The sequence below is a fragment of the Sphingobacterium sp. JUb56 genome, assembly GCF_014191365.1.
Lineage (GTDB): Bacteria > Bacteroidota > Bacteroidia > Sphingobacteriales > Sphingobacteriaceae > Sphingobacterium > Sphingobacterium anhuiense.
The window spans coordinates 3,847,791-3,874,104 of the sequence record NZ_JACHWL010000001.1 but is presented as its reverse complement, the minus strand read 5'-3'; the positions used below and the strand labels follow the sequence as shown (position 1 = coordinate 3,874,104).

Below are 26,314 nucleotides of genomic sequence, written 5' to 3'. Positions count from 1 at the left end.
TGATATTAGTAACTGAAAGTTATACAGAATTAGCTGGATAAAAAAAGTTTCACTCAGTGCTCAAAAAGAAAGGGCTATTTAACCTTTTTAGCGCTGAGTGAATACGCAATTTTAAAGCTGTCTTTGCTCTTATTGGAGAATCGGGATAAGCGTATTTTCCTCTAATCTTACTGCGACATACTTTACGGAAGTAAAACCATCTTCTCTAGAAATGATGTTGGAAAGATCTAGCCCTCTTTTAGAAAAAGTGCTTATGAGCGCAGTGCGGAATGTAGATTTGGAAGAACCCCAACCTTTTTCCGATACCGTATCATTGTTGAGCTGTATCAGTTCGTTGATTGAATAATAACTGAATTTTTCCAGTAAATGTTGATAAAGATTTGGTGTTGACATACAATTTAAAAATTTAAAGGATTAAACCATAAACTGTATCCAGATATTTTTGGTCGAAACCCATATTAATTTACCACCGCGGTTATGTAACTCGGTTGGTATTGCAACGTGCAATTCTGAATACTCTACAAAGTTAGTAGATTTTATTTTGTTTCAAAATTTATTTTAAAATAATTAATTCATGATGAGAATTTTATGAATGATGTCGATTAGATTATTATTTCTTTATAGTGGAAATTATAATAAATATTGGCCTTCTCATCTCGTCTTTCATTTCCGGATAAATTTTTAAAACTTCCTCTGAAGGTTTGGGTTCCGATATTTGTTGAATATCAAAATTAGATTTAATAACTGTGTTGATGATAGTTTCTAAATTTCGATGGTATTTAGTTACCTCGTGTCCAAGAAATCGAGTGTTTCTTTGACCTTCTTCCTGATAATTGTCCATCGGCCAATGCAGACGATTTCCATTTTCATCCTTAAACCAATCCTGTTCAGCTCTTGAAGTAAAAGCAGGGTGCTCCATTGAAAAGACAAAACTTCCTCCTTTTTTAAGAATTTGATTTATTTTCATAAAAACACTTCTTAAATCTTTTAGGTAATGGAATGCAAGTGAACTAATAACGACGTCAAATTCTTCATGGTCAAAATTAATATCCTCGATGGCCATTTTTTTATATTCAATTTCAAAGTTTTTGGAATGCTCTTTTGCTTTATCAATCATTTTTTGAGATAAGTCAATTCCAATTACATTTTTAGCCCCTTTTTGCTTAGCATAAATGCAGTGCCATCCATATCCGCAACCTAGATCAAGCACTTTCTTATTCTGGAAATCAGGTAACATTTTCTGTAAAACATGCCATTCTCCAGCAGCATTTAAACCATCTATAGAACGTTGCATCTTTCCATAGCTTTCAAAGAAGCTAGGATCATCATATTTGTTTTGTTTCATTTTATTATTCGCCGTTTCAAGATAATTTCAAATTTACTGCCAATATTATTTTTATCAAAACTTAGTTGGCTGAACGAGACATAAAAGCATACTTGACGATCCACCCATCAAAAAGGGTGGATAAACCTTTAGTAAGTTACACTGTTATTAATATATTATCTCTTTATTAGGAAAATTAAATTTGATATTGAATTAATTTTTGGTTATTTTTAAACTGTAAAATATATTGTACATAAATGTTTTAATATTTTAATGAAACTAATATTGATTTAATGAAAAAATATCTGCTTTTATTGCTATTTTTTTGCGCACTGCTTATTGTTAGTTGCAAGAAATCAGAAGAAATTGATCCCCTATCAAACATGAGTATCGTGTTTTCTGACAATAATCATCCTGTCAGAGGAAAAGTGAAGTACGACTATAATTTGGACAATTGTGGACAGATCAATCTTATTACGAGCGTAAAGGAGTCTGATGGTACTTATTCACAATTGAAATTAACTTTACTTTCTAATGGAGCATTAGCCAAGGTTCAGTATTTCAAACAAAATTCTTCAGCTGATGGTAACTATTTTGCTCCACATCTTCAGCCAGAGAAATCTTTTCAAATCGCGGATTTTAAATATGAAAAAGCAGGCGGTCGATTATCTTTTTCTTTTAGTGGAAAAGTTTATAAAAACAATGAGCAAGAACGAGTATTGACTGGTAAAGTAGATCTGCACGCCATTAAATATGCACCGTGCGAAGCAATGATCCTTGATGTAATGACAGTGAAACCAGCTTTTAATTTTTTCTCTATGTATTCATCTTCTACTAAATCAACTGTTAATCCAGACAGATCGGACCAGTACAACTATTATACATATGTTGCTCACTCCAATTCTGGTCAATTTATAAGTTTGAAGCTGGAAAGCGATATTTCCAAATTGGTAGGCAAGGAGATTGACTTTGATGACACTAACCCATTATACAGTGTTAAATATTGGGAATATACCGGACTGTTTATGTTGGAGGAATCCTATGGATCCCTTGATCAAAACTGGAAGCGTTTTCAAACGAGGGGTAAATTTACCAGTATCCAAAAAGTATCGGATGAAAGATACAATAAACCGTATTACAAAGGTATAATCGTTATGGATATACTTGATGAAGGCCGTTTAGTGAAAGAAAGCGTCGAATTACCTTTTTATATGTCGTCAATGGACTGAGTAGCTCAATGAAATGTAGCATAGGCCACCTGAATAAATGTGTCTTTTTTAATTACAATGCCTTTGATATTAATCAAGTGCATTTGTGAGGTCCTTCGGATCAAAGTTTATTGTGTTCTAGTTTTTCATTTGATATACGGGCATGTAGTGGAAATGCTTTACCTTGAATATGGAGTGAAGCTGAAGGTGAAATATACCGTAGTAAAACTTCCGTCGGTTAATAACTTATATTAATGTATAAATGATATTTAAGAGTTTATAGAAGTATTTTAGAGTTTAAACCGCGGTAATACAACCTCTCTTTTACTTAGTTATAATTGCGAGATAGTTACTTATATAAACTCATATTTTGTTGTAGCCAATTTTCAAATAAATAAACCATTATGGCAATTTTAAAAGGTGGGATAAATGGACCCTTTTCGGGTAAAGTCGGAAGCATTGTAGGTTATGAATTAAACGGTCAGGCTATTATTCGCTCTCTTCCGAAAGTTGTGAAAAGAGCTCCTAGCGAATTGACGCTTATTAACCGGATGCGTATGAAGGTAGTATCCCAATTTCTGAGACACCTTAAAGCACCGATCGCATTTGGCTATAAAAACGTTGCCCCCAAAGGCAGTCGTATCGGAACTTTTCAATCGGCCCAATCTTATTTATTCCACAATGCAATTGATTATGACACCGAAAATGTGCCCTATGTTAATCCGGAGAAAGTGTTGGTATTTCGAGGTGATATGGTCCCGCCACTCCTTATTAATGTGGAACGTAGGGACAATAAGTTGTATGTCGAATGGAATAAGGCTGCCTGTAAGGGTTATCCTGCTGCAGTCGTTGTGCTCGCTTATGTAATTGAAAAGTCCTGCGCTTGGAATGAAGGAGCAGCAATCTCTACGGATGGAAAAATGTTGTGGGAACATGCGCAATTTTCTATTAAAGAAGATCAGGTCCACATCTATGTCGGTTTCTACGATATGCTGAATGATAAATTCTCAGATTCTGTATATGGAGGATGCGTATAAAAAGTATTCTTTATTTTGTCTATTTTTTGAAATAGGATAAGACAACCAAATTTTTTAGCCTAACTCCAGAAAATATTAAAATAAGCACGAATCTATAAGCATACAACACTGACTATACAATCACCCTAGCGATACACAACAAATAGCCTGCAAGCGCACAAGGACGACACTAGGATGAGCCTAGAATCACACAAGGTCGATTATACTTCCATGCTACATGTGCACAACGATGCCCCTTTCTATGGCCTCGCTATGCACATGTTATAGACAGCAAATGAGCAATTAGGCTTATCCGACCGCTATAGATGGAAATAGAGACAATAATCCATTTCATTATATTGCTTTTCTTTTAAGGAGTATCAAGATATATGTTAAATATATCTTGATACCTTCTTTTGCCAATCTCATCGTTTATCGTATTGATACCAATTGATCTTTGTGGATACGCGCATTAAAATTGCCAATATGATAAATATACCTATTGTACCCACTATGAGTGAATAATCACGTAATTGCATTAAGATAAATATGAAACTATAGAAAATGGAAAGTATTCCAGAAAAGATAAGTGCTGATCTGCTATCATTGGTAATGGACTTAATGAATGAAGCGATAAGAATAATAGTAGCTAATGCGGCTATTAGGTAAGCGAGGTTGAAACCCAGATGCTCACTAATAGAAAGAAGCAGGGAGTAGAAGAGTACCATAGCAAAACCGATCAACATATACTGTATAAGATGTATGCGTTGTTTTTTTATAATTTCTGTGAAGAACAGTGCCGCAAATGTTAGAATAATAATCAATATTCCATATTTGGCTACACGGGTAGTTTTTTGATAATTATTGACTTCCTCTAAGAAGTTGATTTGAATCATATCTTTTTCTGTCGCTATACTGCTCTCTGTGGTAGCGGTAGGTTCGGCAGTACTGCTATATCCTTCACTGATGGCATTACTGATTTCATAATTGTTTTTAATTTCATACAGTTTCTCTGCTTCACCGACCCATTGTTGAGAAAATTTACGGTTGAAACTTGGAATATTCCAGGTTGCCTCAAAATTGTTCCCTGTTATATTTCGGTCATCGGCTAAAACGGCACCGTTAAAACTTGGATTAGCCCAATTTCCGTGGGTATGGATCTTAGTCTGTTTTGCCAATGGAAGGAAGTTAATGGATTGTGAACCTCTTACATTAAATTTAATCTGAAAATTACCTAAGGTGGTTTTTGTTTGAGAAAGATCGATGGCCGCAATCATATTATTCTCAAAAGGACTTAGAGCAGACATATTAGGTTCGAAGTCAATTTTGGTTTGATTGAAAACTAGACTTGGAGATGCTCCAAGACCTTTAAGATCACTTAAACCAATCAGTATTTTGGCATTTTTCCATTCTAGTTCCTGACCGCTCAAGTCTATTTTGTTAAAATCGATCGCATCAAAAGAACCTTTTAAATCAAGTTGAGCATTGTAGACGACGCTTTTATAAATACCTCTTTTAAGTGATTCTGGTGAAATCATACTATTAATGTCCAATGATTTTGGCATTAGGTAAACGTATTGCGTTATGTAGGTATTCTTAGTGGAGATGATGTTCTTATCCGTAGTGACAATTTCTTTTACAACCTGATAGGGGATGGCAATAATAGGGCCTGATATCACCTGTTGACCAGCCCATTTAAATGCAATTTCACTGCTTACTTCTGACTGTCTATTTTTTCTTTCTTCAATAAGATCCTTCACCCAGAATAATGGGATTAGCAGTAATAGAATCAGTACAACAATGGTACTAAGTTTGGCGAAAATAGATGAACCAATACGTTCTAAGAGGGGTGTTTTATTTGTTTCCATGATTTTAAATTTATAATGCTGTTAAATTATGATGGTTAAGGTGTGTTTTTAGATTAAAAGATAAGCTGTTTTTGATTTCAGCTAAAGGAATTTTCAATAATGCCTCAAAATCCAGGTGATAGAATTTTTGCATTGAATTTCCTTTTGCTAATGCTCTGAAGTACATTTTTAAATGTTCGGGATATATACAGGTCCCTATTCCAATCATGGCAAATTGGTATAAACTTATCTTTCCATTGCCAAGTAATAGATACTGCATAGCAACTTCGTCCTGTATTTCTGTACCAGACTCTGTGATGACATGAAACACATCGTGATTTTCGAGTTTTGGGATAACATCAAAACCTTTCTCTTGATAGAATATACCCATATGATACCCCAAAGAGTCTTTCGGGAATTTTAGGAAATCTTCTTTACTGATTTTCCAAGCTGATTTATTTTGCTTAAATAGCTCTGTGTAAATCTTTTGACTGGAGTTGTACAAAGCGAGCATTATGGTTAATCGTATCTTCATATTTTTTATTTTAAAAGTACTTTGAAATTCAAAGTAAATAGATAAAAAAATTATTTGTATTGTTGTTTGATCAATTTTTCAAGAGCCTTTAAATGTTCTTCGAAAGCCCTTTCACCTTCGGTTGTTCTTCTATATCGTGTATTTGGCTTTCTATCGACAAAGGTTTTAAAAACTTCGATGTACTTTTCCTTTTCCAATGTTTTCAAATTAGAAGCCAGATTTCCATCAGTAACATCCAGTATGGATTTTAATGAATTAAAATCGTATTCGTCATTAGCCATCAATACGCTCATGATCTGTAAGCGGACTTTATTTTCAAATACTTTATTATACTGTGTTAAGTCTAAATTCACTATTCGTATTTTTTATGAACGATTACTCCATATATGATATGTAGAACTCCAAATCCCAATGCCCAAAAAATAATTCCATTGCCTGGAAAAAGCAAAGCTAATAGTCCTAGGACAATTTCTAAAATTCCAAGACCTTTTATTTCACTAAATGTATAATGACTACCGGCTGTAAGTGCCAGACCGTAAAAAATCAATAGGATAGAGGATACTACCGCATAGTTTTCTTTAAAGATAGCTATGATGGCAAATAGGCCACCAGTACAAAGCGGAACTGCCATTGCAAACAACAAAGCCCGGCTTGTGGTATTCCATATATTTTGGCGGTTAGCTTTAGCTTTTTTTATGGCCATGTAGACTCCTGTAAAGATAGAGGCTATTAACACGAGAATAGCTGTCGTTAGAAGTTTTATGATAATCAATGGTTCATTGACATAATGATCCCGATAACCCATTTGACTATCAAAGCCATAAACTTCATAGTAGGCATATGCTGCTCCTAATAGTGCATATGTACCAATAAGAACACTTGAAATCCCGCTAATGGAAATAAATTTGCTAGATTTTTCCATTAAATTCCGAATACTTGCTATTTCTTTTACTAAATCTTCTTGTTTCATAAAAGTACTTTGTTTTTCAAAGTAAATGAATAAGAATGAATTATGCAAATTTATTTTTTACCATAAAATATAAATTAGAAAATAATGAAAATTTATTGAGAAAAGACTTGCATCATATACGTTTCGTTTCTATCTTTGTGCCAACAAGAAATCCTAATGCGGAAGTGGCGTAATTGGTAGCCGCACCAGACTTAGGATCTGGCGTCGCAAGACGTGGGGGTTCGAGTCCCTTCTTCCGCACTTGAATGTCCTCCCGAAATTAAATCATCGGGAGGATTTTTTTTTATCAAAATAATGCGTAACGGTTTAGAAAGAGTATGAACATTTCACACGAAAAAGTTGACGCGATCAACGCAGTAATTAAAGTTGATTTAGCGCCAGAAGATTATAACCCACAAGTAGACAAAGAAATCAAGGATCAAGCTAAAAAAGCTAAATTACCTGGATTCCGCCCTGGTTTAGTGCCTGCAGCACATATTAGACGTACTTATGGTAAATCAATTTTGTTGGATACAGTAAACAAAATTGTTAATGATAAAATTACAGCGTACATCGGCGAGAATAAATTAGAAGTTTTAGGTCAACCTCTTCCTATTGAAGAAACGGCTACATATAACTGGGACTATAAAGATAACTTCCAATTTAAGTATGAAATTGGTTTAGCTCCAGAATTTGTAAATCCTTTCACTAAAGAAGCTGAATTTACAGAATATGACATTAAGGCTGATGATGAAACTTTAGAATCACGTATTAAAAATTTACGTCGTAGCTATGGTAAAATGACTAACCCTGAAGTTTCTGAAGAAGGTGATGTCTTATACGCTACGTTGAAACAAGATAAAGAAGACGGTATTGAGAAAACAACTTCGGTACGTACTGATATTATCGAAGATGCAAAAATTAAAAAATCTTTAGTAGGTCTTAAACAAGATGATACGGTTAAGATTGATATTAAAAAAGCATTCAATGCTGAAGATATCTCCCGTATTTTAGGAATCACTCCTGAGGAGGTTGAAGCTTTGGACGTTACTAAATTTGAGTTAACGGTAAAAAATATCAACCGTTTAGAAGAGTCTGATTTAAATCAGGAGTTCTTCAATAAATTGTTTGCTGAAGGCGAAGTTACTGAAGAAGCTGAATTCAGAACAAAAGTAAAAGAAGAAGTTGAAAACTTATTCAAACAAAATTCTGACCAACGTTTACGTAATGATATGTATACTTTCGGTATGGAAAAAGTTGATGTAGCTTTTCCAGAAGAGTTTTTGAAAAGATGGTTAAAAGCAACGAACCCAAGTATCTCTGAAGAAGAGTTGAACGAAGGTTTTGCTGATTTCTTGAATAACTTGAAATGGACGATCATTGAGAACCGTGTTGTTACTGAAAATGGTCTTGAAGTTAAATATGATGAAGTAATCAATTTGGCAAAAGAGCGTATTTATGCGCAGATCAAAATGTACAACATCAATGAGGAGCCAAGTGATGAGCAATTATCGCAATATGCAATTCAAATGTTGCAAGATAGAGAGCAAGGAAACCGTTTGTTCGAAGAAGCAAAAGCACTTAAAGTGTTCGAATTCTTAAAAGAGCAAATTAAAATCAATAAAGAAGAGATCGAATATAGTGCATTCGAAAAATTAGCGTAAGCTATTCAACTTCTAATCATAGAAAAAGCCTTTCCATATTTTGGAAAGGCTTTTTTTAGTTGCAATTAATGGTTTCTAAGCTTGATATATTATCAAGTGAGCCTTTGACAAGAAAGTTTTAGTATGACTACACGAGCTTTTATATAACCTTCATGTTGTTTGCACCAAAATGGTCTATTTGTTTTTAATTGAATAAATTATTAAGATGTTGAAGGGCTATTGCTATTTCGCTTTTTTCTTTTTTCCAAATGGAAACATCCGCGATAGAAATTCTGAAAAGGAATTGAACTCCTGACGGTATACTAAACCCACGGCACTTACATACTCCTCACCATTAGGATTGATAAGGAAATTCCGTGTATTTAGACGGTTAGACCCTCTTAGAAGTAAACGACCATCTTTACGAAGATAAAACAGGGCTTCTGCATCTGTAGTTACACGGTCCGAGAATACATTTAAATCCGTCAGCTGGTTGCTCCTGTTATCTGTGATTCCACCCGTCAAGATTAAACGATCATTAAAGAGTCTCAGGGATGCTGAAGCATCATTTAAACTTTTAATATTGATGTCGAAAAAATTGATATTTAGAGATTCTGCAATGATATTATTTAATTGATTGAATGCAATTTCAGTTCCGGCAGATAATAAGGTATTGTTGACTTCTTTACCGAAGTCAGTCTGTGATCCTGGCGTAAAGCTTCTGCGAACGATTAAACTGAGGGCTTGCTGATTGATGTTGTTAACATCTGAAAGATAACCTTGAAGTTCATCTTTGACATATGGATCCTGAGGAAAGTTGAGATCAAAATTTATTTCGGGCTGACTCAATAAACCTTTTAGATTCATATCCGCCTGGGCAAGAATTCGTTGCGGATTGTCTGTTTGTCCTGCCGCATTATAAAGAGGGGACAGGGAAGTTCTTTGTTGGTAGATCGCAGTCAAATTAATGTTGGCTTCAGCGGGTTTACCAGCCCAGCGAATAGTTCCTCCTTCTTTAAGATCGAAGATCTTATTCAGATAATCCTGTGCTTTAAAATTGAATTTACCCGAACTGATGATGTAATCGCCGAACATTCCAAAGTCACCTAGAGAGCTGATATTCATTGTGATATTTCCTGTTCCACGTCCAGATACACCACCTAAAGTAGTATATAAATTCATTTCTGCATTTGGACTTAAAGAAAGATCCATATTCATCGTGATACCATTGAAACTTTTTCTTTTAATCTGTTCGGAGGTAATTGCGCTATCTGGAGAAACGAAATAGATAAAATCGTTATCACTGATTGTCATCGAACTATTGAAGGGAATGTTAATAACTGTATTGTCTTCCGACTTAGCTTTGATATCGATATTGATAGCTGAGGTTAGACCTTTGAAGTTGAAATCACCACTGGCATATGCTGTTCCATAATAAAGATTGTTGTCCTTAAGCGTAGTGTTGAGCGTTAAAAAATTATTCGCTCTTACCTTAATATCAATAGTCGGATCGGAAAGCTTATTTAGATCGACCATACCATTGACAAGGGCTTCACTGTTTTTAGGATCAAGAATTTTAAAATTGTTGAGGAAAATACCATTTGATACTATAATGGCTTTATCAGTAAGATGGTAGGGAGTCCTTAAATAATTGATGATAAATGATGCATCGGTGAAATTAGCATTTCCACTTATTTTTGGCTTGTCGATATTTCCTTTGATATCAAGCTCACCATGGACTCTTCCTTGGAGATTTGAAACTAATGATTTCAAAAAGGGTTGGAAAAGGATAAGATCAGTATTCTTTAGGGAAGCCTTGAGATTTATTTTATCCTCCTCCTCTTTGATATTATAGGTGCCGGCAAGTGTAATGCTTTTGTTCCCATCATCGATTTTACTGTCTAAATGGACAATATTGGCATTTTGGTCGTAATTTGCCTTTAAGCTAAGCTGACCAATCGGAAGTTGATTATAAAGGATCGGATTTGTCTGTAGGTTAGCAATAAAATATGGGGATTTAAAAAGGGAATTGATTTCAAGATTACCATTCATTGCTCCTGACATAGTAATGCCAAGTGGTTTTGTAATACCATTTAAAGAACTTAGATTAAAATCTTTGAATAAGATATTCAATTGGTCGCTTTCAGCATTAGACAATATCCCATTGAGCAGTACTTTTTGTTCGTCATGCTGTAACGTCAAATCTTGCAAGAACCATTTCCCTTTGGAAACTTTAAGTTCTGAACCCTGGGTAAGTGACCATTGGTTTTTATTAATAATAATAGTTGATGGATCAAAACTGATAAATGCAGGCTTCTGGTGAGCAAAACGAATAACACCATTAAGATCAAGGTTATTACTAGCATCTAGTTCGGATAATTTTATATTGAAACGTAAACTATCATTGGAAAGAATGTTAGCAATATTTACATTTTTAATATAGGTGCTATCCGTGAGATTTATACGGTCTGCTGAAGCTGATACAGACATGGATTCTGTATTGGAGATCTGATCTACAATAAGGTTAGAAATCTTTATGCCACTATATTTGAAAATGGGACTATATAAATTGAATTGTGCAGCGTTTTCCTCGCTTGAAAATTTAGCGTGCATAGTTGCTCCGCTATCGAGGCTGATTTCCTTTTTAAAGAAGGTCGCGATGGGTTCAAATGATTTGATTTGAAGGTCCAGTTCAAAGTTTTGATTATTGTACAGCTCTGTTTCAAAACCAATTGCAGGTGCATAGCGCATGGCAAGCATTTTAAAATAAGGAACAATTGTTTTTAGATCAATCTGTCCAATAAGCGACGCAACAACAACATCGGAAGATACCGTCAGTAATCGGTTGATTTCATCTCCGGACGCTTGGAATACAACTTCTTTGATATCAAATGTACCTTTTTTTGTACTGAAATTGATGTTGTTTGCTTTCAGATCGCCGACAAGATTATTGATGTTCGATCCTTTTAAATTAGTTTCTATCGTTGTGTTGTGAACAATTATACTATCTTGTTGTGAAAGATGAAGTGCATATAAATTGGTTTCATGAATATCTGCTACTAGATTGTATAGAACGGAGGTATCTGACCAGTCCACATCTGTTTGAAAGTCTATACTTGCATTTGGGTCTTTAATGGAACCAGATCCTTTAAATTTTTCTTCAGCTATAATTCCCGATATTGGAATCTGTTGATAGGTATAATTTCTGAAATTAAAATTTTCTAAATTACCATCTAGATCTATTGAAAGTGTTTTTGATGAACTTCCTTTACCTTTTAAATTGAGGTTAAACCCTGTTGTTTTTAAAAGACTATTGTTCAAAAATCTTCCTATATCAAAAGATTTCGATTCGTAAAGACCAGAAAATTGTGTTTCATTTTGAAAGTTTAAAGATGACTTGGTACTAAGCGCTCCTAACTCTGTTTTTAATTCTCCATCAATATGAAAATTATTATAAAGCCCATGTAAATCTCCCTGGTACGAAACTGTATTTAATATTTTTACGATTTCTGGCAGTTTAAAATTCTTGTTATTGCTCAGTTTTGGAAGAATAACCTGCAGGTCAGCGTAGGTTGATTGTAATGATAGGTCTGTTAGTTTAAAATCTGTCTGATCGATATCCGGTAGACCAATGATCTTAACGTTGCCCTTTAATTTAGTTGCTTTTTCTGTCTCAATTTGTATATTCTTTGCATCAATATGATTTACGCGACCTTGAGCTGTGGCCTGCTTTATTTTTAAATCAAACTTGACCCGGTGCATTGATGAAGAAAAGAAGGCTATATCTTCTGAATTTAAAATGGAATTTTTGATTCTTAGGCTTACATTAACCCGATTGTTAAAATCAGAAAAGTCATCAAAACTATTAAATTCTAATTTGACAAAGTCTTTTATCGTTGATTTATTCGTGATCAATAAAAGCTTATCCAATTGAATTCTCTTGTTGCTCACAAATGCTTTTGCAACTAATCCTTTAACCTCCAATCCTTTTTTTTCCCGAAGATTTAATTGCTTAATGTCAACTTGTATGGATTTGTCCGTAAGTTTTATATTTCGAAAGTCGGCATTTAATTGTTTAATGTCTAGGTCGCCAAAATCCACAACTTTCGCATAATGTTTCTTGGTATGATCAAGATAGCGAAACTGATTATTTATTAATTCCAGTTGTTTTAAATCAAAATTTAAATTTTTACTGACTTTCTTTTCCTTTTTCTTTGGTGGAGTAAAGTACTGCAATAAAAACTGAATGTTTGAGCTGTCTTTATAAGCCTGATAATAAGCTGTGGTATTTTCTAGTGTAAGTTTATTGATAACAATTTTTTTGTCATCCCAGTATTGATTTAAATCTACCGATGCATTTAGCTTTTCAGCAATCAAAATCGTATCACCATGTGGACTGTATAATTCAAACCCTTCTAGAACCAAAGAACGAAAGGGTTTAAAATATATTTTTTTAAGAGCGATTTTTGTATTTAATTCTTTGGAGAGATAAGAAACAGCTCGCTTGGCAATAAAATTCTGAACGGGCTCTAATTGTAACGATAGTAGCAATACCCCTAGCAAAACGAGTATGCTAGCCAGTGTAATCAGTGCTATTTTAATTATTTTTTTGATACTTTTGTACAATTATTAATTACCCCAAAGCTATGGCTGTTATTTTAGGTATTGAATCATCTTGCGATGAAACATCTGCTTCAATTTGTATCGACGGTGAAATATTTTCTAATGTTATTGCTACTCAGGCGATTCATGCTAAGTATGGGGGCGTTGTTCCCGAATTAGCATCGCGTGCGCATCAACAAAATATTATTCCTACAGTAGAAGAAGCCATTCGCACTGCAAAAATACATAAAAATCAAATAGATGCAGTAGCTTTTACACGTGGTCCTGGATTATTAGGCGCATTGTTGGTTGGAACTTCATTTGCAAAGTCTTTTGCTCTTGCTCGTAATATCCCCTTGATAGATGTCAATCACATGCAAGCTCATATATTAGCGCATTTTATTGAAGATCCTAAACCTACTTTCCCATTTTTATGCCTTACTGTATCGGGAGGACACACACAAATTGTGCTGGTGAAAGATTATTTCGAAATGGAGATTTTAGGGCAGACGTTAGATGATGCCGCCGGCGAGGCGTTTGACAAAACAGCAAAAATTCTAAATTTACCATACCCGGGTGGACCGCTAATCGATAAACATGCACAAAACGGTAACCCAGATGCCTATAAACTTCCTGAACCTCAAATACAGGGTTTAGATTTTAGTTTTTCGGGACTGAAGACAGCGATTCTTTATATGGTGCAAAAGGAGGAAAAAGCTGACCCCGATTTTCTGAAAAATCATATGGATGATGTGTGTGCTTCAGTTCAATCGCGTATTGTATCCATATTGCTTAATAAACTGAAAAAGGCAGCCAAAGAAACTGGAGTGAAAGATATTGCGATTGCTGGTGGCGTTTCGGCAAACTCTGGTTTAAGAAGAGAGTTGCTAGCAATGGGTGAACGGTATAAATGGAATGTGTTTATACCTAAGTTTGAGTACTGTACTGATAATGCAGCTATGATTGCAATAGCAGGATATCAAAAATATTTAATTAACGATTTTGTTGGACAAGATGTCGGCCCATTGGCGCGTATGCCTATGTAGCACACGGATCCCGATCATAAAAAAAGACTAGTTGTTTAACTAGTCTTTTTTTGTTTTTATAATGGGGCACTATAACCGTATGCTTCAGCAATGTTTTTAAAAACTCCATCTACTGATTCGTAAAAGTTGAGATTATAACCCTCTGCTCCCCAAAATACGGTTGCTATTTTGATGGATTTATCGGATTGAAAAATTGATAATAATTGTAGATTTTCAAAGTCAAATACGCCACCATCATCTACGCGCCAAGTACTCATTTCATCATATTTTGCAGGAAAATCTAACGTGATTAACTGATCATTATGCAGATAAGTCAGTACAGCAAGTGCTGAATCATTTTTAACCTCAAATAATGTTATATTTATCTGAGCTTTATTATTGAGTTCTGCTAGGGTTGAACTTTGGGAGATCTTTCGATTATACTGCTTCGCTATTTTTAACTTTATCTGTTCATTTGTCTCTTTGTCAATCTTCTTGAATGGTAGAATTTGATTTTGATCAATGAATTTTTGATTCACTAATAAAGCAAAATCACCCTCTTTTATTTGCTCCTTTATACTGAAAAAAGTACCACCATTATTCGAGAAATTGTGGCTTGTTTGTCGACCATTAGAGAATTCACTTTCAGGTTTAGTAACTGAAAAATCAATGGGAGTGATTTTGTTTTCAATAATAGCATGTGTTGCCGCCTCAGGTTTAATTTTTTCGTCTTCAACAGCCAAACTAACTAAAGAATCTTTTTTTTCATTTAAAAAAGCAAAACCTACAAAGGCTTCAACTTTGTCTGTTTTGAGATTGCTTTCTTTTTTTTCTTGTTTGATTTGTTTTGGTCCTTCATTCATGCAACTTGTTAATAATGAAGAAGCTATAATGATCGATAAGAATGATGTAAAGTTTTTAACCATTTTCTATTTTGTGGATTGATTTGTTCTCTATGGTTTAAAAATACGGTAAATTTTATAAATGAAAAATTTTCTTTTATGGAATTTTAATTACTGTGCATCATATGTTAAAATGTAAACTTAATTTTTAAAGCTATGCTAAACTCCAAATTGAATATTTACAAATCGGAATGGTTAGAGGTTGTTTTTGCAGGACGTAACCAATCTTATGGCGCTTTTGAATTGCGTAATTTATCGAATAAGGCAACGAACAGGTCGGTCTTAATTGTTTTAAGTGCAGTTGTTTTAATCGTGCTAAGTAGTAGCATATACAAAACATATTTCAAATCAGAAGCGCCAATTATAGAAGAACGAATAACAGTTGTCGATTTACCTCCTCAGGTTGAGCAGAAGGAAAAAGAGGAGGACAAGATTGTAGAACCTATACCTATTGAAAAAGAAGCACCACAACAAGTTGCTATAGATTTACCAAAGGAGGAAGTAATTCGTTTCGTTGAACCTAAAGTTGCTCCTCAAAGTATGGTAAAAGAAGATGTGTTAACGCAAGATGAACTAAACAAAACCAATAAATTGGCGGGACGCTTGAGTTTGAAGGCAAATACTAATGGAACATCTATTGCAAGAGGAGAGTTTGGTACAGTAAAACGGGATGGTGGAATAACCGGCACTAACCAAGATGGTGCATTACATGGAGATCCAGATGCTATTGTTGGGTTTGAGCATATAGAAATTCAGCCAAGACCGCAGGGTGGGATGGAAGCTTTTATGAAATGGGTAGGCGAAAATTATCAGTATCCTGAAGCCGCTTTACAACAAGGTGTCAGTGGAATTGTTGAGGTTTCATTTGTAATAGAGAAAGACGGTACACTAACAGATATCCATGTAAAGCGTGATGTTTCCCATGGAACAGGGAAAGCTGCTGTTGAATTGCTTGTCAAAGCAAAAAAATGGAAACCAGGCGTTCAAAACGGTCGTCCGGTTCGGGTAGCCTATACATTGCCTATTCGGTTAAATACAGTCTCTCAATAAATATATTACTATTAGGGTTTAACTTTATTTAACAGTGGACGATTTAAACTTTAGGTAGTTTTCAACATCTTATTAACAAATGTCTGTAAACTCATCAATTAAAAACGAGTAGACAAAGTTGTTAATAGTATTAAATAGAAAATATCATGAAAAAGTTAATGTTAAGTTTGTTGCTATCTGGAGTTATGTTTGCGGGTTTTGCACAAGAAAAAGCTAATATTAAAGAAAACGTAAACCATGATGGTCACCGTTCTGGAAAACGAGAATTTAAGTTAGATAAAAAATCAGCAGAAGAAATTGCGCAATTGCGTACGGATCGTATGGATCAAAAATTAAAATTTACGGATAAGCAGCGTAAGGAAATCTATTCATTGCAATTGGATCAAGCGAAAAAGGATAAAAAGAACTTTGCCGATCGTAAAGCTGCCATGGAACAGATGAAGAAGGATCGCATGGCTCAACGTGAAAAGTTGATGAAAAATCTAAATCCTGATCAACAAAAACTGTATAAAGAGTCATTTGCTGAAAATCATAAACAGCACCGTATGCGTAAATCTGAAGATCGTCCAATGCGTCGTGATCGTTTGGACAGAAATAATAAAGGTGAAAAAAATAGTATAGAGGTAAAAAAATATATAACCGAAAAAAATAGTTAGTCTGTTTTAATGGTTTGGTTTTAATTGGTTTTTGGTAAAAAAAAGGTTCGTTCGTAAGAGCGGACCTTTTTTTATTTTAATAGGTTTTTATTGAATTTCTTCGTTGTTGACAAAAATTTGAGAGCAATATTTTAAAGGTAAATTTTGAAACTACTCTCTAAATCTTTATGTTTGGTTTAACCAAATAAATTGTTCTAAACTTAAAATACAGCTATCTTTATGTTTAATAGATTCATATTTTTAATAAGTCAATTTTTTATTTTCACAACATGTGCTGTTGCTCAAGATGTTGTCACGAGTTATTTGCAAAAAGATGATACTCCTCTAGATAAAATAGAAGGATCTTATTATTACAGGAATGTATTTTTGGATACGATTATCAATAATACTAAAATCTATAGAATAGAAGAGTATTATTCTGCGGACAATTCAGCGAAGACATTGGGTTACTCTTCAGTGGACAAACCTCCTCTTAAATATATGGGAGAATTGCAACGATTTTATTCTAATAAAAACCTTGCCTCTTTTGAGAAATATAATAAGTCTGGATCGTTGATTGATACGGCGTATTATTTTTATCCCAATAAATCTTTAAAAATGATGCTTAATCTGAACGTGAAAGCAATTACTTCTTTCCCCGTTAAACCTATTGAGTATCTTGCCTATTATGACAGCCTTCAGGTACGTTTACTAAAGAATGGTGATGGTTTTGTTCGGGTTGATCTGGTAACTGGTCTTGTCTCGGAAGATTCTCTAAGTTACGAAGAGGGAACTTTAAGCAAGAATAAAAGAGAGGGACTGTGGAAGGGAGTCAGTGGAAAGTATAGGTTTGAAGAAAATTATACAAATGGATTAGTAATTGAAGGCAAATGTTTTTGGCCAGACGGAAAAGTAGTGGCTTATACAAATAGTACTATTTCTGAAGCTCCGGAGTACCCAGGTGGAGTGGAGGCACTAATGGAATATGTCAGTAATAATTTTGTGTACCCAGATGAAGCTAAACAGCATAAGGTAAGTGGAATTATAAATGTAAATTTTTTTGTCGATGAATTGGGAAATATTAAGAATATTCGTGTAAAAAAAGATTTAGGGTATAATACGAGCAGAGCTGCTATTAAAGTAGTACAAACATTGGGCAAATGGAAGCCTGGGACTTTGAAAGGAATACCACAGAAAGTTAGTTACACGTTACCAATAAGATTGAACAGTTTTTAGGACTAATATTACTAAGGGGAATGAAGTGGAAAGTGGGCGCCTGCGCAAGTGAGGAATGCAGCATTAGAAAAAAAAGGGGCTGTTCGAGTTTGCAGTGCCCCCAAAAAGTTAGACACTTTCTGGGGGCATTTTTATGAATAAGAAAAACAAGCACAGTTTTGAATTTAAGTTGAGCTGTGTTAGACAAATGGATGAGCATTATCGTTCTGCAAAGTCTTTGGGAGAAGAATTCGGGATTACGTATTCTTTGTTTGAGACGTGGTACAAAATATATAAGTATCAGGGGGAATCGGGTCTACTTCCCAGGAAAGGGAAAAGACACTTTAGTGCTTCTTTTAAGCTTTCTGTCCTTATCGCAATCCAAGAAGAAAGTTTATCTTTGAAAGAAGCCCGTGTACGCTTTGACCTTTCCTCGGATGCCCATATCATTGAATGGCAGAAAAGGCTGGACAAGTTCGGTCCAGAAGGATTGGAGGCACGGCCAAAAGGAAGACCCCTGATGACAAAGAAAGCAAATCCGCAGATCAAGCGAAAAGTTAGAAAAACGAATAAAGCGCTCACGCGTGAAGAGGAACTTTTGCAGGAGAATGAGTATTTACGTGCAGAAAATGCCTTGCTAAAAAAGCTCAGCGCCTTAGCTCAAGCCGAAAACAAGCGAAAGCCATAATGGAGCTAAGGCATCAATTTGATCTTGATATCCTGCTGAGTTGCGTTAAAATGGCAATAAGTACTTTCTATTATCATTCCAAGAAGGAGGGACAAGCAGATAAATACGAACAGGTCAAAGCGCAAATCAACAAAGTTTACCATGTACATAAGGGCCGCTTTGGCTATCGCCGCATTACCCTGCAGCTCAAACGGGATGGAGTGGATATCAATCATAAGACCATTCTTAGATTAATGAGGGAAATGGGTTTGAAGAGTCTGATCAGGATAAAGAAATACAGGTCATACCGGGGTGAACTGGGCAAGATCGCCCCCAATATCCTCAACAGGAAATTCCAGGCTGAGGGGCCTTTGCAAAAATGGGCCACTGATATTACTGAGTTCAAAGTCAAGGAAAAAAAGCTGTATCTCTCCCCAATAATTGATCTGTTCAATCAGGAAGTTATAAGTTATGAAATTACTGACAGGCCGGTCTTTAAAGGGTAATGGATATGCTCAAAAAGGCACTGCCCAAAGCAAGGGGGGCATCACAACTGCTTTTACATTCAGATCAGGGCTGGCAATACCAAATGCCTAAATATCAACAGTGGCTCAAAGAAAACGGAATCACTCAAAGCATGTCCAGAAAAGGAAATTGCCTTGATAATGCCGTAATTGAAAATTTCTTCGGAATTTTAAAATCAGAACTGTTTTATCTAAAACAATACGAATCAACAGAGAAGTTAAAAAGCGAAATAGAAGATTATATCTCCTATTACAATAATCAACGGATAAAACTAAATTTAAATGGAATGAGCCCGACAGAATATCGAGCTCATTATTACAAATCTAATTAACTAAATTTGTCTAATATTTTGGGGGCAGTCCAGTTTGGACTGCCCCTTTTCCATTATTTAACAAATCTTCTAGTTACAGAATTGGTGTCAAATAGCTTAGTCACTAGGTAACTTAAGACAAAACTAATAATAGCGATGAGAATTATTTTTAGAGCCGTAGGTAGATATGGAATTTTGAAAAACAAGTCTGAAATGCCCTGTACTATTATAAAGTGACAAAGGAATATACCGAATGTAGCAAGAGACCAATCTTTAAGTGCTTTTGATTCACGGATTTTTAATCTTTGGAAAATAATAAACACCGAAAAAGTCATCATCGCGACATTTATGGAGCAGAAATACCATACAATTTCTAAATTAGCATAGTTGGCAGGAAAATATTTTTGTGTAATTAGGAAACCTGAAAAAGTAATAACAAATCCGATTAAAAAGAGCGGAATAGCGATTGATAATGTTTTGTTCCAAGACCAATTTAAAGGGAATTTTACTAAATAATAGGCGAGAATGATGTAGCCGATAAAACCGGAAAAATAATAAAAAGTTCCAAACTCATTCCAGGTACAGACTCCCCAGATACCCGTATTGCCATAGTTGCCGTTGTAACCTAATAGTGGAGCAGCCATTTTAATGTAGGGCAAAACTAAAGTTACAATCCAAAACCCTAAAAAGATCTGTATGTCTTTTTTCGAAGCGCGATCTAACCATGAACCAAATATGGGTATGATTAAATAAATGCCAATGAGCATGTAAATGTACCAAAGGGGTGTTGTATCGTAATTGAAATTAAAAATTGAGGTAATTATTTTCGTAATAGTTCCTTCTACAGTGTATTTTTCAATTGAAATCAACCCATTTGGACTTTTTTGAATAAAATAGGCGTATAATGCAAATGCTATCGGAAGTGCAATGGACCAAAATAATAATGGAATAATGATGCGCCCGATACGTTTTTTATAAAATGTAGCGAGGTCGGTCTTAATCGGAAATAGTAAAATACCGGACATCATGGCAAATAAAGGAACGCATGGTCGTACAAGACTTCCTATGAATACTGCTGTATGAAAAGAAAAGCTATTATCAAAAGAAGCGACAAATGCATCGCAGCTATGACAGAGTACGACTAAAAAGCAAGCGAAAATTCTTAAAAAATCAATCCAGGGAATGTAAGTTCTTTTTGTTTGTAAATCCATAAATAAATTAGGTTTTTATTGATGGAGCTAAGCTAGGGAAAAAAATAGCAATTGATCTCAAATCAATTGCTACAATCTTGTTAATCTTTATTTTTTTGTTGCTCTTTCCACTGTTTGGAAAATGATTTATCTGCGATTTTTGGTAATTGTCGATTATTTCCCCATGTTTTTTTGAAAAATTTACTAATAAAGAAGTTCTTGACCTTGCCACCGAATAAATCGATCAGCTTTCTCCTTTGTATTAAGTAAGTAAATCCTTTCCATGCTTTTTTCTCGATTGCTGGTGATAGATCTTCCGCTACGGAATCTCTACGGTTTAGCAATAGCATACGTTGAATATCGATACCAACCGGACATACTTCTGTACATTTACCGCAAAGCGATGAAGCGTAGCTTAAGTGTTTAAACTCTTTCATTCCACTAAGGTGTGGAGATATCAATGAACCGATTGGACCTTGATAAGTCGTTTCATAAGTGTGTCCACCAATATTTTGATAGATAGGGCATACATTCAGACATGCTCCGCATCGGATACAATAAAGGCCCTGACGCTGCTCTTTTTGTGCTAATAGATTGGTTCGTCCATTATCCAATAAAACGACATACATCTCTTCTGGTCCATCAGATTCATAAGCTTGTCTTGGACCGCTCAGTAGTGTGTTATAAACTGTTAAATTTTGACCTGTTCCATGAGTGGCAAGCAAAGGCCAGAATAAATCAAGGTCATTGATCGATGGTAATATTTTTTCAATACCTACAATAGCAATGTGAATTTTTGGGAAAGCTGTTGTTAAACGGGCATTTCCTTCATTTTCTGTAATGGCAATACTACCGGTGTCTGCTATTAAAAAGTTTGCTCCGGAAATGCCGATATCAGCAGTTTTATATTTTTCACGTAAAAGTTCACGTGCTTTCATGGTCAATTCTTCAGCTGTTGCTTCGAGCGGAGTGCCAAATCTTTCGTTGAATAATTGCGCTATGTCTGCAAGACTTAAATGCATCGCCGGTGTAACGATGTGGTAAGGTTTCTGATCCAATAATTGAATTATAAATTCACCGAGATCACTTTCTAATGCCTCTATTCCTTTATTTTCTAGAAAATGATTGAGCTCAATCTCTTCAGAAGCCATGGATTTGGATTTGATAACACTTTTTGCATTATTTCGTTCCATGATCTTCCAGATTTCCAGACGCGCTTCTTCTGCGTTATTGGCCCAGATTACTTTACCTCCTCGTGCTATAAATTTGCTTTCAAATTCGAGTAGATATTTATCTAAATTTTCAATAGCTCTCCATTTTGTTAGATTGGCTTCTAAACGGGAGTTCTCCAGATTTACAAATTTACTCTTCCCTTTTTCGAAAGCAATAGTATACTTGTCGATATTATAGTTAATAATATCGCGATGTTTACTGTCGAAAGATTTTGTCGCACTTTCTTTTAAAAATTTATCTGCAGAGCTTACTGACATCTAATTCTTTTAATTTTACAAAAAAAGTTGGTAATAAATTACCAACTTTTAAAGATAACGCTTATAAATTATTTATCGCATGATGCGATCAAATTATTTAACTTTTAAATTCAAATTTAAGCTCAATTCGTTCAATTGATCCTGATGGATAGTTGAAGGGGCATCGATCATCACATCTCTTCCTGAATTGTTTTTAGGGAAAGCAATGACGTCACGGATAGAGTCTATTCCGGCTAATAATGCGACTAAACGATCAAATCCAAATGCTAATCCACCATGTGGAGGAGCACCGTAAGTAAATGCTTCCATTAAGAAACCAAATTGTTTTTGTGCCTCTTCGGGTGTGAACCCTAAATGTTTGAACATCAAAGATTGCAATTCACGATCGTGGATACGAATCGAACCACCACCTACTTCAGTACCGTTGAGTACAAAATCGTACGCATTTGCTCTAACTTCACCAGGATTAGTATCCAATAATGCAATATCCTCCGGTTTTGGAGAAGTAAAAGGATGGTGCATCGCATGGTAACGTTCAGATTCTTCATCCCACTCTAATAGCGGAAAATCAAGTACCCAAAGTGGTGCAAATTTGTTTTTATCACGAAGACCCAATTGATTGGCCACTTCAAGACGAAGTTCATTTAGTTGTTTACGTACTTTATCCTTTGGACCGGCCATGATTAGGAATAAGTCACCTGGTTTAGCATTAAATAATTTTGCAAATTCTAGTAATTGTTCAGGTGTATAAAACTTGTCAACGGAAGATTTTACTGTACCGTCTTCATTGTAGCGCGAATATACAAGACCTGTTGCACCGACTTGAGGACGTTTTACAAAATCGGTCAATGCATCGAGCTGTTTACGAGTATAGTATGCACAATTTTCTGCGTTAATACCAACTACTAATTCAGCTGCATCAAACACAGGGAAGCCTTTGTCTTTTGCAACTTCATTTAATTCTACGAATTGCATGCCGAATCGGATATCTGGTTTATCAGAACCGTATAAACGCATCGCATCGGCGTACGTCATACGGGGTACTTCTCCCAAATCAATATTCTTGATTTTTTTGAAAATATGCTTTGCTAAACCTTCAAATATATTTAAAACATCTTCTTGCTCTACGAATGACATTTCGCAGTCAATCTGTGTAAATTCAGGTTGACGGTCTGCACGTAGATCCTCGTCGCGGAAACATTTTACAATTTGAAAATAACGGTCGAAACCAGATACCATCAATAATTGCTTGAATGTTTGTGGCGATTGTGGTAAGGCATAGAATTCTCCTGCATTCATACGAGAAGGAACAACAAAATCACGAGCACCTTCCGGTGTTGATTTGATCAATACAGGGGTTTCAACTTCTAAAAAGTTTTGCTCGTCAAGAAAACGACGAACTTCCTGAGCTGTTTTGTGACGTAAAATTAAGTTTTCACGAACTGGGTTACGACGTAGATCTAAGTATCTGAATTTCATTCTGATATCTTCTCCGCCGTCGGTTTCATCCTCGATGGTAAATGGTGGTGTTTTTGCCGAATTTAATATTTCTAAAGAAGAAACTTTAATCTCAATTTCTCCAGTTGGAATTTTTAGATTTTTACTCGAACGTTCGATAACTGTTCCAGTTACTTTAATCACATATTCACGGCCTAGTTCACGTGCGCTAGCGCGTAAAGAATCGTCGTCATCCGAATTAAAAGTTAATTGTGTAATGCCATAGCGATCTCTTACATCTATGAAAGTCATTCCGCCTAAATCGCGAGATTTTTGAACCCAACCGCTAAGTGTTACTGTTTTACCTAAGTCAGCTATTGTTAATTCTCCGCACGTGTTTGTTCTATGCATACGCTAAATTTTAATTTTACCACAAAATTATCTGTTTTTAGGGAGAATAACGAATGGCAATTTTGTTTTTTGAAAGAAACTCCATTACACTTTTGCAAGCTGATATTATTTCCATGGAAAATTAAATTTTTCATTCTTAGAATTGGTGAATTTTGAAACTACTCGTTGTATTTTAAGGATGAATTTTAATGTTTTTATTTAACTGTTTTGTTATCCCACATTCTCCCATTTTTGAGTCATTTTTTGTAAAAAATATGTTTTTTGACGTAGTTTCAGTCCAGTTTGACGAAAATAAAAGTGATTTTTGAGGTCTTTTTTTTCGTGTTATACCGTTTTTTAAAACGGTATAAAAACTGTATTTATGCGCTGATATTTAGCTTTTTGGCTGCTTTTTCCTCAAGTAATTTTCAATTAAATGTAGCGGTCGGGCTATGTGGAAAACTTTTTTGTGGGTAAAAGTGGGTAAAAGTGGGTGAAAGTGTATACTTTTACATTGAATTTGAAACCAATGTGTACAAAATGAGTTTTTTAATTGGCGAATATGAATGCAAGTTGGACACCAAAGGAAGAATGGTGTTGCCCGCTGCGCTCAAAAGGCAATTGCCTGATGTTGAGCGTGAGGGACTTGTGATCAATCGTGGATTTGAAAAACATTTGGTGATCTATACGCGCGAGGAGTGGAATGCGATTACAGCTCGGTTAGCTCAGTTGAATCAGTACGTTGAAAAAAATAGGATGTTTATCCGAAATTTTACACGTGGTGCAACAGAGCTAAGTTTGGATGCTGCTGGTCGTGTTTTGTTGCCAAAGGGTTTGCTAGATTATTCAGGTATCACAGGTGAAGTTGTTTTGGCTTGCCAGGTTAATAAAATTGAAGTTTGGTCCAAAGACGGATATGAAGAGTTTATGAATGGAGATCTTGGAGAGGATTTTTCAGCTTTGGCCGAGCAGGTTATGGGAGGTTTTGATTTAGGAGGATTAGCGAATGGATAATGTTTATCACGTACCAGTAATGTTAAAAGAGTGCATGGATGCTTTGGCGATTAAGCCAAATGGTATTTATGTAGATGTTACTTTTGGTGGCGGAGGGCACTCAAGAGAAATTTTGAAACACTTGGGACCTGAGGGCAGGTTATTTGCTTTTGATCAGGATCCGGATGCATTAAATAATGTAATTGATGATGCTAGATTTACCTTGATCCATCAAAATTTTCGTTTCTTAAAAAACAATCTTCGTTTGAACGGGGTGAAGCAGGTGGATGGTATTTTAGCTGATTTGGGAGTTTCGTCTCATCAGTTTGATGCCGCTGACCGTGGCTTCTCTATTCGTTTTGATGCAGATCTGGATATGCGTATGGATCAGATTTCTGATGTTGACGCTCGTACGGTATTAGCGACTTACGCTGAGGAAGATCTTCATCGTATTTTTGGAATGTACGGGGAGATCGTTAATGCAAAAACATTGGCAAAGACAATCGTGACAGCTCGTTTGACTGCTCCTATTAATACGGTTGCGGAATTAAAGGAAGCGATCAAGAAGTTAGTGCCTAGAGGCAAAGAGCATAAATATCATGCGCAGGTTTTTCAGGCTTTGCGTATTGAAGTTAATAAGGAGTTAGAAGCTCTGCAGGAGTTTTTATTACAGACGGTCGATGTTTTAAAATCAGAAGGACGTCTTGTGGTCATGTCTTATCATTCTTTAGAAGATCGCTTGGTTAAGAATTTTATGGCTAAGGGCAAGTTTAGAGGTGATGTAGAGAAGGACTTTTTTGGGAATGAAATAAAACCATTTCATGTTATCAGTCGTAAAGCAATTACGGCTAATGATACAGAACTGGTTGAAAATAATAGATCGCGTAGTGCGAAACTGCGTATTGCTGAAAAGTTGGAGATAGCTTAATGCTTTAATAAAGTGTCGAGATGGGCAAGAATACAATAAAACAGCAGGGATTAAGCGAGGAGCTTCAAGAGGAACTACAGGAAGCAGTTGAGGAAAAAGCCGAGGAAACCCAGAAGTTTCTGCGGACGCTACTTACTGCTGGTAATTTGTCTATATATTCCATCGTCAATTATCTGCCATTTATTGGGTTTGTAACGCTGCTCATGTTGCTTTATATTACAAATAGGCATTTTGCGGAGCGTACGATTCGTAATATCGATAAGCTGGGGAAGGAAGTTAAGGAGTTAAGCTGGGATCATAAATCACTTTCAGCAGAACTCATGAAAATGTCCACTCAAACTGAAATTGCGAAACGTGTGGATTCTTTAGGTTTGAAAGAGCGGGTAGAGCCACCGATCAAGATTGAAATTGTAAAAGAAAAAAAGAAGTAGGA

Annotated in this window: 21 protein-coding genes, 1 tRNA gene, 1 pseudogene and 1 riboswitch; of the genes and pseudogenes, 12 read left to right on the top strand and 11 right to left on the bottom strand. The window is 35.3% G+C overall.

The window, feature by feature from the left end; translation table 11 throughout:
• Window positions 1-129: 129 nt before the first annotated feature.
• Both FHR29_RS16520 and FHR29_RS16515 read right to left on the bottom strand, forming a co-directional pair.
• Window positions 130-393: a hypothetical protein gene (locus tag FHR29_RS16520; protein ID WP_021189623.1), complete on the bottom strand. Its 264-nt coding sequence runs from the start codon at window positions 391-393 to the stop codon at window positions 130-132.
• Between the two features lie 35 nt (window positions 394-428).
• Window positions 429-522: riboswitch (SAM-I-IV-variant riboswitch) on the bottom strand.
• An 88-nt stretch (window positions 523-610) separates the two neighbouring features.
• Window positions 611-1,345: a bifunctional 2-polyprenyl-6-hydroxyphenol methylase/3-demethylubiquinol 3-O-methyltransferase UbiG gene (locus FHR29_RS16515; protein ID WP_183915850.1), complete on the bottom strand. Its 735-nt coding sequence runs from the start codon at window positions 1,343-1,345 to the stop codon at window positions 611-613.
• A 272-nt stretch (window positions 1,346-1,617) separates the two neighbouring features.
• Between FHR29_RS16515 and FHR29_RS16510 the strand changes: the two genes are divergently transcribed.
• Window positions 1,618-2,553 (top strand): hypothetical protein, encoded by a 936-nt coding sequence (locus tag FHR29_RS16510; RefSeq protein WP_183915848.1) that lies wholly within the window; start codon window positions 1,618-1,620, stop codon window positions 2,551-2,553.
• 383 nt (window positions 2,554-2,936) lie between these two features.
• Window positions 2,937-3,569: a DUF6266 family protein gene (locus tag FHR29_RS16505; RefSeq protein ID WP_183915846.1), complete on the top strand. Its 633-nt coding sequence runs from the start codon at window positions 2,937-2,939 to the stop codon at window positions 3,567-3,569.
• Window positions 3,570-3,973: 404 nt separating this feature from the next.
• Here FHR29_RS16505 and creD read toward each other — a convergent pair whose 3' ends face one another.
• Genes creD through FHR29_RS16485 form a run of 4 tightly spaced genes read right to left on the bottom strand, consistent with a single transcriptional unit; the run spans window position 3,974 to window position 6,900 of the window.
• Window positions 3,974-5,416 (bottom strand): cell envelope integrity protein CreD, encoded by a 1,443-nt coding sequence (gene creD / locus FHR29_RS16500; RefSeq protein ID WP_183915844.1) that lies wholly within the window; start codon window positions 5,414-5,416, stop codon window positions 3,974-3,976.
• Window positions 5,417-5,426: 10 nt separating this feature from the next.
• Window positions 5,427-5,930, bottom strand: a complete 504-nt coding sequence (locus FHR29_RS16495; RefSeq protein WP_183915842.1) for a Coq4 family protein — start codon at window positions 5,928-5,930, stop codon at window positions 5,427-5,429.
• A 50-nt stretch (window positions 5,931-5,980) separates the two neighbouring features.
• The gene (locus FHR29_RS16490) at window positions 5,981-6,283 is read right to left on the bottom strand and encodes a transcriptional regulator (RefSeq protein WP_021189616.1); all 303 of its coding nucleotides are present in this window, start codon (window positions 6,281-6,283) and stop codon (window positions 5,981-5,983) included.
• Entirely contained in the window at window positions 6,283-6,900 is a 618-nt protein-coding gene (locus FHR29_RS16485) for a hypothetical protein (RefSeq protein ID WP_183915840.1), read from the bottom strand. Before FHR29_RS16485 ends, FHR29_RS16490 begins: the two co-directional genes overlap by 1 nt.
• A 158-nt stretch (window positions 6,901-7,058) precedes the next feature.
• Here FHR29_RS16485 and FHR29_RS16480 point away from each other — a divergent pair.
• Window positions 7,059-7,140, top strand: a tRNA-Leu gene (locus FHR29_RS16480).
• A gap of 77 nt (window positions 7,141-7,217) precedes the next feature.
• Window positions 7,218-8,543, top strand: a complete 1,326-nt coding sequence (locus FHR29_RS16475) for a trigger factor (RefSeq protein WP_183915837.1) — start codon at window positions 7,218-7,220, stop codon at window positions 8,541-8,543.
• A 222-nt stretch (window positions 8,544-8,765) separates the two neighbouring features.
• On the opposite strand, the gene FHR29_RS16470 is transcribed toward FHR29_RS16475, so the two are convergent.
• On the bottom strand, window positions 8,766-13,148 hold the full coding sequence (locus FHR29_RS16470; protein ID WP_183915835.1) for a translocation/assembly module TamB domain-containing protein: 4,383 nt from the start codon (window positions 13,146-13,148) through the stop codon (window positions 8,766-8,768).
• 20 nt (window positions 13,149-13,168) lie between these two features.
• Between FHR29_RS16470 and tsaD the strand changes: the two genes are divergently transcribed.
• A complete protein-coding gene (gene tsaD / locus FHR29_RS16465; RefSeq protein WP_183915832.1) occupies window positions 13,169-14,170 on the top strand; it encodes a tRNA (adenosine(37)-N6)-threonylcarbamoyltransferase complex transferase subunit TsaD in 1,002 nt (333 codons plus the stop codon).
• Window positions 14,171-14,226: 56 nt separating this feature from the next.
• Here tsaD and FHR29_RS16460 read toward each other — a convergent pair whose 3' ends face one another.
• On the bottom strand, window positions 14,227-15,075 hold the full coding sequence (locus tag FHR29_RS16460; protein WP_183915830.1) for a hypothetical protein: 849 nt from the start codon (window positions 15,073-15,075) through the stop codon (window positions 14,227-14,229).
• Between the two features lie 132 nt (window positions 15,076-15,207).
• Between FHR29_RS16460 and FHR29_RS16455 the strand changes: the two genes are divergently transcribed.
• The 4 genes and pseudogenes from FHR29_RS16455 to FHR29_RS26885 all read left to right on the top strand — a co-directional run bounded on the left by FHR29_RS16455 (window position 15,208) and on the right by FHR29_RS26885 (window position 19,474).
• Window positions 15,208-16,101, top strand: a complete 894-nt coding sequence (locus tag FHR29_RS16455) for an energy transducer TonB (RefSeq protein WP_183915828.1) — start codon at window positions 15,208-15,210, stop codon at window positions 16,099-16,101.
• A 146-nt stretch (window positions 16,102-16,247) separates the two neighbouring features.
• Window positions 16,248-16,757 (top strand): hypothetical protein, encoded by a 510-nt coding sequence (locus FHR29_RS16450; RefSeq protein ID WP_183915826.1) that lies wholly within the window; start codon window positions 16,248-16,250, stop codon window positions 16,755-16,757.
• 219 nt (window positions 16,758-16,976) lie between these two features.
• Window positions 16,977-17,972 (top strand): energy transducer TonB, encoded by a 996-nt coding sequence (locus FHR29_RS16445; protein WP_183915824.1) that lies wholly within the window; start codon window positions 16,977-16,979, stop codon window positions 17,970-17,972.
• Between the two features lie 133 nt (window positions 17,973-18,105).
• Window positions 18,106-19,474 (top strand): annotated as a pseudogene (locus tag FHR29_RS26885) (IS3 family transposase).
• A 53-nt stretch (window positions 19,475-19,527) separates the two neighbouring features.
• Here FHR29_RS26885 and FHR29_RS16425 read toward each other — a convergent pair.
• The 3 genes from FHR29_RS16425 to aspS form a co-directional block, all read right to left on the bottom strand.
• On the bottom strand, window positions 19,528-20,664 hold the full coding sequence (locus FHR29_RS16425) for an acyltransferase (RefSeq protein WP_183915818.1): 1,137 nt from the start codon (window positions 20,662-20,664) through the stop codon (window positions 19,528-19,530).
• A gap of 80 nt (window positions 20,665-20,744) precedes the next feature.
• A complete protein-coding gene (locus FHR29_RS16420) occupies window positions 20,745-22,133 on the bottom strand; it encodes a LutB/LldF family L-lactate oxidation iron-sulfur protein (RefSeq protein WP_183915816.1) in 1,389 nt (462 codons plus the stop codon).
• A 93-nt stretch (window positions 22,134-22,226) separates the two neighbouring features.
• The gene (gene aspS, locus FHR29_RS16415; RefSeq protein ID WP_183915814.1) at window positions 22,227-23,981 is read right to left on the bottom strand and encodes an aspartate--tRNA ligase; all 1,755 of its coding nucleotides are present in this window, start codon (window positions 23,979-23,981) and stop codon (window positions 22,227-22,229) included.
• 519 nt (window positions 23,982-24,500) lie between these two features.
• Between aspS and mraZ the strand changes: the two genes are divergently transcribed.
• From mraZ to FHR29_RS16400, 3 genes are read left to right on the top strand one after another with little or no spacing between them, the layout of a single operon-like run.
• Window positions 24,501-24,974, top strand: coding sequence for a division/cell wall cluster transcriptional repressor MraZ (gene mraZ / locus FHR29_RS16410; protein ID WP_031288067.1), 474 nt, complete (start codon window positions 24,501-24,503; stop codon window positions 24,972-24,974).
• The gene (rsmH, locus tag FHR29_RS16405) at window positions 24,967-25,881 is read left to right on the top strand and encodes a 16S rRNA (cytosine(1402)-N(4))-methyltransferase RsmH (protein ID WP_132844606.1); all 915 of its coding nucleotides are present in this window, start codon (window positions 24,967-24,969) and stop codon (window positions 25,879-25,881) included. Before mraZ ends, rsmH begins: the two co-directional genes overlap by 8 nt.
• A gap of 20 nt (window positions 25,882-25,901) precedes the next feature.
• Window positions 25,902-26,312 (top strand): FtsL-like putative cell division protein, encoded by a 411-nt coding sequence (locus tag FHR29_RS16400; protein ID WP_021189603.1) that lies wholly within the window; start codon window positions 25,902-25,904, stop codon window positions 26,310-26,312.
• Window positions 26,313-26,314: the final 2 nt, after the last annotated feature.